3 protein-coding genes are annotated in these 1,318 nt (G+C 23.3%); all 3 read left to right on the plus strand.

What is annotated here, in order from left to right; genetic code table 11:
- On the plus strand, positions 1–423 hold a 423-nt coding region (gene lptA / locus KJQ99_RS09355), incomplete at its 5' end, for a lipopolysaccharide transport periplasmic protein LptA (RefSeq protein ID WP_214150659.1).
- Entirely contained in the window at positions 420–998 is a 579-nt protein-coding gene (gene yihA, locus KJQ99_RS09360; RefSeq protein WP_214150660.1) for a ribosome biogenesis GTP-binding protein YihA/YsxC, read from the plus strand. The genes lptA and yihA, both read left to right, overlap by 4 nt.
- A partial coding sequence (locus tag KJQ99_RS09365) for a hypothetical protein (protein ID WP_214150661.1) occupies positions 995–1,318 on the plus strand: 324 nt, incomplete at its 3' end. The genes yihA and KJQ99_RS09365, both read left to right, overlap by 4 nt.

A 1,318-nucleotide genomic window follows, 5' to 3' on the forward strand; every position in this document is an offset into this window, starting at 1 on the left:
TCGTTATGTAGTTTATATGCTGAAAAAATTGAGATTAATGCAAAAATTTTTGAAGGTAATAAAGATAATCAAACTGGGGTATTTAGCAAAGATGTTAGTATAAGGCAAGGTAAAGATTATTTAAATTGTCAAATATTGACAATAAGAACAAATAAGGATAATAAAATTGCTAGCTATGAAGCACAATATGTAACAAGTTTTTCTATAAGTCTAAATAAAGATAATTTCAAAGGTAAAGCAGATAAGATTATTTATGATGTAAATAAAAATACTTATGAGCTTATAGGGAATGTTAAAATTACAGAAAATAACAAAGAATTATCAGCAGATTATATTTATATAAACCAAAATGATGGAACATATAAAGTAAAAAGCGATAAAGCTAATAAGCCAGTTAAATTAATTTTTGAGATAGCAAAATGAATATAGTAAGTGCAAAATTTTTAATATCTTGTGAAAAATATTTTCAAACACAAGAATATAATTTGGGTGAAATTGCTTTTTTAGGTCGTTCTAATGTAGGTAAAAGCTCTTTAATAAATGCTTTAGCAAATCACAAAGGTCTTGCAAAATCATCTTCAACTCCAGGAAAAACTCAATTAATTAATTTTTTTGAAGTTACATTTGCGGATAAAAACAAATTGATTTTAATAGATTTACCAGGTTTTGGATATGCAAGGGTTTCTAAGGATAAAAAAGCTGCTTGGAACAAGAATTTAAATGAATTTTTACAAAAAAGAAAAGAAATAAAATGCTTTATTCATTTAATAGACTCAAGACACGATAATTTAGATATAGATGAAGGTGTTTATGAATATTTACAAGATTTTATGAATGAAAATCAAATTTATATAAAGGTTTTTACAAAAATTGATAAATTAAATCAGAGTGAATTTTCAAAGCTAAAATCAAAATATAAAGATGCAATTTATGTATCAAGTGCTAGTAAAAAAGGTATAGATAAATTGCAGGAAAAAATATATGAGTTTATTAAATGAAAGAACGAGTTGGATTAAGCTATTATATAACAATATTTGTTTTATTTTTTTACCAATTACTATGCTCTATTACATTTTTTTTACCACCTTTACTCGGAGTTTTTTTTGTATTTTTGATTATACATTTTAAAAAAAGTGGTTTTGATAAAACTAGTTTGCTTATTATTTTATATCTATGTCTTATTGAAATAACCCACGGATTAGTGCTGTTTAGCACTACAATAGCGTTTTTAATATTTTTTTATTATTTTTATGATAAGTTGATTTACAAGCTTAAAAATAGAGATATTTTGATAATTATTTTTATAATATTTGTATAT

This window comes from Campylobacter sp. 2018MI13 (assembly GCF_018501135.1).
Taxonomy (GTDB): Bacteria; Campylobacterota; Campylobacteria; order Campylobacterales; family Campylobacteraceae; genus Campylobacter_E.